This is a genomic window from Candidatus Eisenbacteria bacterium, from assembly GCA_016867715.1.
In the GTDB taxonomy this organism is placed as follows: domain Bacteria; phylum Orphanbacterota; class Orphanbacteria; order Orphanbacterales; family Orphanbacteraceae; genus VGIW01.
In genome coordinates, this window is sequence record VGIW01000004.1 from 77,787 (window position 1) to 85,526 (window position 7,740).

General features: G+C 68.0%; 6 protein-coding genes and 1 tRNA gene. 2 read left to right on the forward strand and 5 right to left on the reverse strand.

What is annotated here, in order from left to right:
• Positions 1–123: 123 nt before the first annotated feature.
• The 3 genes from selD to FJY73_01880 are packed head-to-tail and all read right to left on the reverse strand — an operon-like array spanning position 124 to position 3,160.
• Complete coding sequence (selD, locus tag FJY73_01870; GenBank protein ID MBM3319408.1) at positions 124–1,188, reverse strand: selenide, water dikinase SelD; 1,065 nt, start codon at positions 1,186–1,188, stop codon at positions 124–126.
• A gap of 11 nt (positions 1,189–1,199) precedes the next feature.
• Positions 1,200–1,895, reverse strand: a complete 696-nt coding sequence (locus FJY73_01875; GenBank protein MBM3319409.1) for a DUF1573 domain-containing protein — start codon at positions 1,893–1,895, stop codon at positions 1,200–1,202.
• Positions 1,892–3,160, reverse strand: coding sequence for a NupC/NupG family nucleoside CNT transporter (locus tag FJY73_01880; GenBank protein MBM3319410.1), 1,269 nt, complete (start codon positions 3,158–3,160; stop codon positions 1,892–1,894). Before FJY73_01880 ends, FJY73_01875 begins: the two co-directional genes overlap by 4 nt.
• 139 nt (positions 3,161–3,299) lie before the next feature.
• Between FJY73_01880 and FJY73_01885 the strand changes: the two genes are divergently transcribed.
• Positions 3,300–5,042, forward strand: a complete 1,743-nt coding sequence (locus FJY73_01885; protein ID MBM3319411.1) for a glycosyltransferase family 39 protein — start codon at positions 3,300–3,302, stop codon at positions 5,040–5,042.
• A gap of 85 nt (positions 5,043–5,127) precedes the next feature.
• Positions 5,128–5,200 (forward strand) — tRNA-Lys (locus tag FJY73_01890).
• Between the two features lie 46 nt (positions 5,201–5,246).
• Here the strand turns inward: FJY73_01890 and FJY73_01895 are convergent.
• Both FJY73_01895 and FJY73_01900 read right to left on the reverse strand, forming a co-directional pair.
• Positions 5,247–6,899, reverse strand: a complete 1,653-nt coding sequence (locus FJY73_01895; protein ID MBM3319412.1) for a hypothetical protein — start codon at positions 6,897–6,899, stop codon at positions 5,247–5,249.
• A partial coding sequence (locus tag FJY73_01900; protein ID MBM3319413.1) for a hypothetical protein occupies positions 6,896–7,740 on the reverse strand: 845 nt, incomplete at its 5' end. The genes FJY73_01895 and FJY73_01900, both read right to left, overlap by 4 nt.

Here is a 7,740-nt window from a genome sequence, read left to right on the forward strand (position 1 = left end):
ACCGCGGAGTCCGTTTCCCGTGCCGGGCGACGGTGTTCCCCGAGTTGGGTCGACCGGCACCGAAGTACGGCACCGAAGATGTGGGGAAGGGGGATCGCGAAGACCGCATCTCCCGGGAAGAGTTCAGATCACCGAGATTCGCGGATCGTGTTTCTCGACGATCTCTCCGATGCTCGCGGCTTCCGAAACGCCGCGCGCGGCGAGGTCGCGGAGGAGAGCTTGCTCCTTGTCGGGCGGGATCGCGATGAGGAGACCGCCCGAGGTTTGCGCGTCGGTGAAGACGATCCGCATCGCCTCCTCGACTCCCGCGTTCCACTCGACGATCCCCTCGGTGTCCTTCCGATTCGCCGCGCTCCCCCCGCACACGAAGCCCTCGCGCGCGTACTCGAGCGCTCCCGGAAGGAGCGGAACGCGCTTGGCCTCGATCGTTGCGCCGGCGTCGCTCGCCTCGACGAGGTTCGCGAGGTGGCCGATGAGCCCGAAGCCGGTGACGTCGGTCGCCGCGCGCGCGCCGGCCGCGCGCATCGCCTCCGAGGCGGCGCGGTTCAGCGTCGCCATCCAGCGAATCGCGACCGCGATCGCGCCGAAGCGATCGGCGTCCGCCTTGAACGCGGTCGAGACGAGCGCGTTCCCGATCGGCTTCGTGAGCACGAGCCGATCGCCCGGCCGCGCGCCGGCGTTCGAGACGATCCGATCGGGGTGCACCGTGCCCACGACGGAGAGCCCGTAGAGCGGCTCGCTCGTCTTCACCGTGTGGCCTCCCACGATCTCGATCCCGGCTTCTCGCGCAACCGCGTGCCCGCCGCGGAGGATCTCCGTGAGCACCGCGGGCGGGATCCCTTTCGGCGGAAAGCCGGTGATGTTGAGCGCGGAGAAGGGCGTCGCCCCCATTGCGTACACGTCCGAGAGGGCGTTCGCCGCGGCGATCCGCCCGAAGTCGAACGGATCGTCCACCATCGGCGTGAAGAAGTCGGTCGTGAGGACGAGCGCGAGATCGGGACGGAGCAACACCACCCCCGCGTCGTCCGACGTCGCCCCGCTCACGAGCACGTTCCGGTCCTCCGGACCGGGCAACCCGCGAAGCACCTCCTGGAGGTACGCCCGCGAGTGCTTCGCCGCTCAGCCCGCCGCGGAGGCGAGCTTGGTGAGGCGGATCCTCTCTCTCGCGTCGCCGTTCGTCTCCGGCATCGCCGGGTCCCTCATGGCTCCTTCGCCCTCGCGCGGCCGCGAACGGGGAGCCGGATCGATTCGCACTTCTTCACGTTCGTTTGTACATGAATCGTATCTTCGAGAACCGTTCCCTCCGGCTGCGGGAGGAGCGTGAGGTGCAAGACGAGATCGCCCGCGCGCTCTCCGTCGACGACCCAGAACCGAAACCGTTCCTCCGGCGCGCCCACCCCGAGGATCGCGAGCTCGATCCCCTCCTTCGGGCGAAAGAGAATCTTCGCCTCCTTCGACACGTTCGGAGGGAACACGCCGAAGTCGAACGCGTCGTCCGAGAGCATGAGCGCGCGCTCGACATACGCGCGAACCAAGAAGACCGCGCGCGGTCTCTCCGGATCGTTCGTTTCGAGTATCACCGCTTTGCGAATCTCCCCTTCCAGCTTTCGCGACGAGAAAGTCCCCGTTATCGGGACCGACTCGCCGGGCAGGATCAGGCTGTCCGGAAGAAAGACGACGGTGCATCCGCAGGTCGGGTTGACCTCGTGGATCGCGAGGGGGGCGTCGCCGTCGTTTCGGAGCGCGAGGGAGAAGGGGACGACGATGTCCCCCTCGAGGAGGCCGAGATCGACCGAGACGGGATCGAAGACGAGCGCGGGCGCGCCGAGCCCGGGAATCGGGAGCGCGAGGAGCCAGAGAGCCGGAAGAAGCGCCGCCGCGCGCGCGCGTCTCATGAGAGGAGGGTCCCCGCGATGCAGGCGGTCATCCACGAGGCGAGCGCGCCCGCGGCCATCGCCCGAAGGCCGAGCCTCGCGAGATCCCCGCGGCGCTCCGGAGCGATCCCGCTGATGCCTCCGATCTGGATCGCGATCGATCCGAGGTTCGCGAAGCCGCAGAGGGCGTACGTCGCGATGATCGTCGAGCGCTCGGAGAGGGTCTCCTTCGCGAGACCGAGCTCGACATAGCCGACGAACTCGTTGATCGCGATCTTCGTCCCGAGAAGGTTCCCGACCGCGAGCATGTCCTTCGCGGGCACGCCCATCGCCCAGGCGATCGGCGAGAAGATCGTGCCGAGGATCTCGCGGAGGCTCGTGTGGATGAACCCGAGGAAGAAATCGATCATCGCCACGAGCGCGATGAACGCCAGGAGCATCGCCCCGACGTTCAGCGCGAGCCGAAGGCCGTCGGCGGCGCCGCTCGCCGCCGCGTCGATCACGTTGGCGGTCTTCCGTTCCCACGGGATCTTGACGTCGCCCGCGGTGGCGGGTTGTTCCGTCTCGGGAAGGATGATCTTCGCCATCACGACCGCGGCGGGCGCGGACATGACGCTCGCCGCGACGAGATGGCCCGCGTCGATGCCGAAGCGCACGTACGCCGCGAGAACGCCCCCCGCGATCGTCGCGAACCCGCCGGTCATCACGGTCATCAGCTCCGAGCGGGTCATCTGCGCGACGTAGGGCCGGACGACGAGAGGGGCCTCGGTCTGCCCGAGAAAGATGTTCGACGCGCACGAGAGGGTCTCGGCGCCGCTCGTCTGGAGCGTCTTTCGCATCACCCAGGCGAAGGCGCCCACCACGCGCTGCATGACGCCGAGATGGTAGAGGACGCCCATGAGGGATGCGAAGAAGATGATCGTGGTGAGCACGTGAAATGCGAAGACGACGCCGATCGGCGCCGCCTCTCCCGTCGCGAGATCGACGAGACCGTACGGGCCCGGGCCGCCGATTCCCGCGACCACGTCGTCCAGACCGCGATAGAGGTTCCCGAAGAGGAACGACGCCCCGTGGTCCGTGAAGCCGAGGACCTTGGCGATGCCGGCGCGGGCCCCCTCGAACACCATGCGCCCCGGCCCTGTTCTCAGGATGAGAAGGGCGAAGACCCACTGGAGCGCGAGACCGTACAGGATGATTCGAGGGCGGACCCTGCGGCGGTCGCTGGAGAGAAGAAAGGCGATCCCGAGGAGAACCCCGACGCCGAAGAGGCTGACGAATCGTTCCATCGCTCGACCACGCTTTCGAAGATTCTTGCGCCGGCCCGCGGGCGCGCGGGAAGCCCGCGGCCGGATCGACGGCCCGTTTCCGCATGACTCTACACCGGGCCGGGGATTCGGTACCATCCAGAAAAGAGGATCGAGTATCATGATCACGATGCGCGGAAGGAGATTCGTCGAGGCGGCTCTTCTCTTTCTTTTCGCGCTCGCCGTCCGTCTCGCGCACGGGCTGGCGATTCGCGGCGAGCCGGTCTTCGACATTCCGCTCGTCGACGAGGCGCTCTACTGGCGCGACGCGCTCAACCTCGCTTCCGGCGCCGCGTGGGACCCGGTCCTCTATCGTCCCCCGCTCCTCGCCGCTCTTCTCGCGGCATGCGTTCGGGTCTTAGGCGAGAGCGCGCCCGCGGCCCGCATGGCGCTGCTCGTTCTCTCCGCCCTCGCCGCTCCGCTCACGATGCTCCTCGCGGACCGGATCGTCGGCCGGGGCCGCGCGCGGCTCGCGGGCGTCCTCGTCGCCCTTTACGCGCCGGCCGTTTTCTACGCGGGCGAGCTTCTCCCGGCGTCGACGGTTCTTCTTCTCAACACGTGCGCCCTGCTTCTCATCCTCGTTGCGGAGGAGAAGCGCCGCCGCTCTCTCTTCGCGGCCGCCGGCGTTCTCATCGGGCTCTCCGCTCTCGGGTGGCCTGCGGTTCTCGTTCTTCTACCGGCGCTTCTCGTCCACTACCGGCGAGATCTCCGCGCGTTCGGGCTCGTCGCCGCGGGAGCGGCTCTCGCGGTCTCCCCGGCGTTCTTTCACAACCTTCGCGGGGGGGACCTCGTGCTCATCTCCTCGAACGGCGGGGTCAACTTCTACGTGGGGAATCATGCCGGCGCGGACGGCTGGTCCGCGCGCGCCCCGGATCTTCCGAACGAGCCGATCGAGGCGAGACGAGTGGCCGTGGAGATCGCCGAGAGGGCGGAAGGAAGGCCGCTCCGGCCCAGCGAGGTCTCGGGCTATTGGTTCGGGCGCGGTCTTGAGTGGATGATCTCAAGCCCGGGAAGCGCCTCGATGCTTTTGATCCGAAAGGGTTATGTCCTAATCAACGACCGGGACATCTCGGACAACATCGACTTCGCCGCGGTCGAGGAGGAGAGCCTTCCCCTCCGGCTCACGCCGATCCGCTTCGGGCTCCTCTTCGCGCTCGCGATCCCCGGTTTCGTTGCTCTCCGAAGGACGCGGGGCGGACGGCTCCTTCTCCTCTACGGGCTCATCCTCGGCCTCGCGATCGCCGCGTTCTTCGTCGTCGGGCGCTTCCGGCTTCCGCTTCTTCCGCTTCTTGCGATCGGCGCGTCGGCCGGTCTCGCGTCGCTCGCGGAAGGCCTCCGAAAGCGTCCGGCGCGCGCGGCGGGGTCTCTTCTTTTCGTCGTCGCCGCGCTCCTCGTCTCGCGGAGCGCGCTCTTCGGCATCGACGAGGACCGGACATGGCACTACCACTATCTTCGGGGCTACGCGTTCCTCGAGAAGGGGAGGACGGAAGAGGCGACCCGTGCCTTCGAGGAGATGATCCGCCGGAACGACGGCGTTCCTCTCGCGAAGAACGCGCTCGGCTATCTCTATGCTCTCCAGGGGATCCATCTCGACCGCGCGGAGAGGCTGATCCGGGACGCGATCGTGTTGGATCCCGGGCGGAAGCGATTCTTCCTCGACAGCCTCGGGCTCGTCCTTCTCCGGCAAGGAAGGCTCGCGGAGGCGTCCCGCGCGTTCGAGGAGGCGATCCCCCTGTACGCGTGGGATGAGACCCTGTCGAAGGCCGAGGCTCTCGGTCATCTCGCCGATGTGCGCGAGGCGGAGGGGAGGGGGGCCGAGGCGGACTCGCTCCGCGCCGAGGCGGGACGTCTCAGACCCCGATGAGACAGGGGGTTTTCCGTTGACAGGGGGCAAGGCCGGGTGTACGTTTCCTCTTGGCTCGCGCCTCTTTTTTTTCGCGCTTCGATCCGGGCCGTTAGCTCAATTGGTAGAGCAACTGACTCTTAATCAGTAGGTTGATGGTTCGATTCCATCACGGCCCACTTCCCGATCGCCCGTGAACCGATCCCGATCGCAGAAGAGGCGGTCCTACGACCCTCGTCCAAAGGGCGCTTCCCCTCCGGCGCGCGCTCCATCGCGCCGGCGCCAGATCTCGTACATCCCCACCGTGCGCTCGGGGACGTATCGGGCGCGCACCGTTCGATCCAGGAGATCGACGCCGCTGGAGAGGCGGCTCGCGTTCGGCTCCCCAGGGTTTCCCCATTGAAGGAGAACGATCCGCTCGAGATCCCGGTCGATCAGCTCGCGGACGATCTCCTCTTGCACTCGGTTCGTCGTCGCGACCCCCGGATGAAGCTCGTGGTATCGGGTCGCGACCGGGCGTCCGGCAAGGAAGTAGATGCTGGCGTCGATGGCGAACACGCGGTCGTGGCGCGGAAGGAGGACGAGGAGCGGTCCGCGCGTCGGGTCGAGGCGGTCGAGGGTCCGAACAAGCGCCTCTTGTCCGGCGAGCGTGGGGACGCAACCCGCGCGGGAAAGCTCGGAAAAGCACCCGAGCGGGGAGCGCTCGCGGACCTCACGGACGAGGAGCGCGCCGGGGAGAAGGAGGTAAGGGATCGCGGACACGCCGACGAGCGCAGCGCCGAGCACGGCCGCCCACGGCCGCCTCCAGGGAAGCCGCCGGAGGAGGCCGGCGAGGAGAAGGACCGCCACGAGCGATACCGGGAGAACATGGATCGCGTCGTAACGGCTCTCCGCCTGCAGGAGGAGACCGAGCCCGAAAACCGCGAGGGCCGCGCAGGCGCGATCTTCGGACGCGAGGGGCGTTCGGTCGCGAAGCGACCTCGCGATGCTTCGCGCGACGAGGATCGCGGAGAGCCCGATGGCCGCGATCGGAAGGTAGAAGCGAAGCGACGCGGCCGGCATCCGCGGGGATCGAGCGTCGAAGACGGCCGCGATCGAATCGAAGGATTCCACGAGAGGGGGGAGGGGGAGGTGCCGCACTTCGCGAAAGGTCGTGAGGGGGAAGAGGAGCAAGTTCTCCGCGAGTCGATCGAAACCGGCCTTCGACCCGAGCCATGCGTAGAGGGGAACCGTCGCGAGAAGAGCCGCCCCGACGGCCTTTCCCGCCTCGGCGAGAAACCCCGGCCCTCGCCCTCCGAAACGCGCGCCCTCCCCTCCCCCTCCGAGTCGGCGGAGCGCCAAGGTCGCGAGGAGCGCGCAGCCGGCATACGCGCCGATGTCGATTCGGAAGAGCGCGGCGATCCCCGCGAGGAAGCCGGCGCCGATCGGCCAGCGCGCGGAGCCTCCCCCGGCGCCTCTTGAGCCGACCTCGATCGCGGCGAAGCCGAAGAGGAGCGCGGGAAAGACCGGGTATCCATAGTTGAATGCCGAAGCAAGGAGGAGCGCGGCCGTTCCGTAGGGGAGAAGAGCGAGATCCCGGGATCGGAGCATGCGGGCGGCGAGAAGGTAAAGGAGGAGCGCGAGAAGACCGCGGAGGATCGTGTCGTACACGCGGGCGGCCAGGACCGTCTCGCCGGCCGCTCGGAAGACCGCAGCGATCGCATACGCCTGGCCGGGCGGGTAGATCGTCCAGAAGTCGCGGAAGGGAACCTCTCCGTGAAGGACGCGCATGCCCCCGACGAGGGCGAGCCCCTCGTCGTAAGGGTTGAGCGGAGACTTGGCCGGTAGGGCGATCCACAAGAGCCCGGCGGCGAGCGCGGCGGCGCGGAGCCTTCTCATCGCGCCGGACGGACGACGACGAGCACCTCGTCCGGCGCGGGAGGGGTCGGCGGCGGATCGGGGTACGCGGCGCGGATTCTTCTTTCGGGGAACACGAGCTCGGCCCACGCCTGGACCGAGTAGTCGGTAAGAGGGGCGACGTACGCGATCGGGGAACCCGGACGGATCGGGAAGAGGAAGGGAAGGTCCGCCGCCTCGATGATGCTCCCCTCCGGTGCGTTCCGGATCTTCTTTTCGAGCGCCGCGAGGAAGCGGAGCGTCTTCGCGTTTGCCTCGCTCCACTCGGGGCGGCGTTCGAAGGGGGGCGCGTTCCGAATCTGCGCCGCGAGAAGCGAAAGGAGGAGGATGCCTGCCGCCGCGGCGGGAATCTTGACTGCCGCCCGTCCCATCCCCCGAACCCCGCATACCGCTTCATCTATAAACCATCCAAAGAGAAGCGCGAAGGGAGCGGCGGTGTGAAGGACGTACCAAGGGAAGAGGGCCTGCGAGAAGCCGTGAACCCCCCATCCGAGAAGGAGCCAGACCCAAGCGAGAATCGCGGCGGCCCGCGCGCGGGGTCGGCGGAGGAGAACGAGCGAGAGGACGACGAAGAGGAGAAGAAGCGAAACGCGCGCGACAGGCGTCGGGAGCACGCGTTCGAACAGCGGGTACGGATAGTAAGTCATCCGTTGGAAGGCGGGGAGGATGCTTGCGGCGTGGGCGAGGAAGTCCCCGGGCGCGAGGGGACCGCGCCCCCCCGCCCCTCCGAGAACCGCGTGTCTTGCCAAGAGGAAGAGGAGAAGCGCGCCGAACGACGGAAGCGCGGCGCCCGCGGCCTTCCGAATCCGTGCGAGGTTGCTCT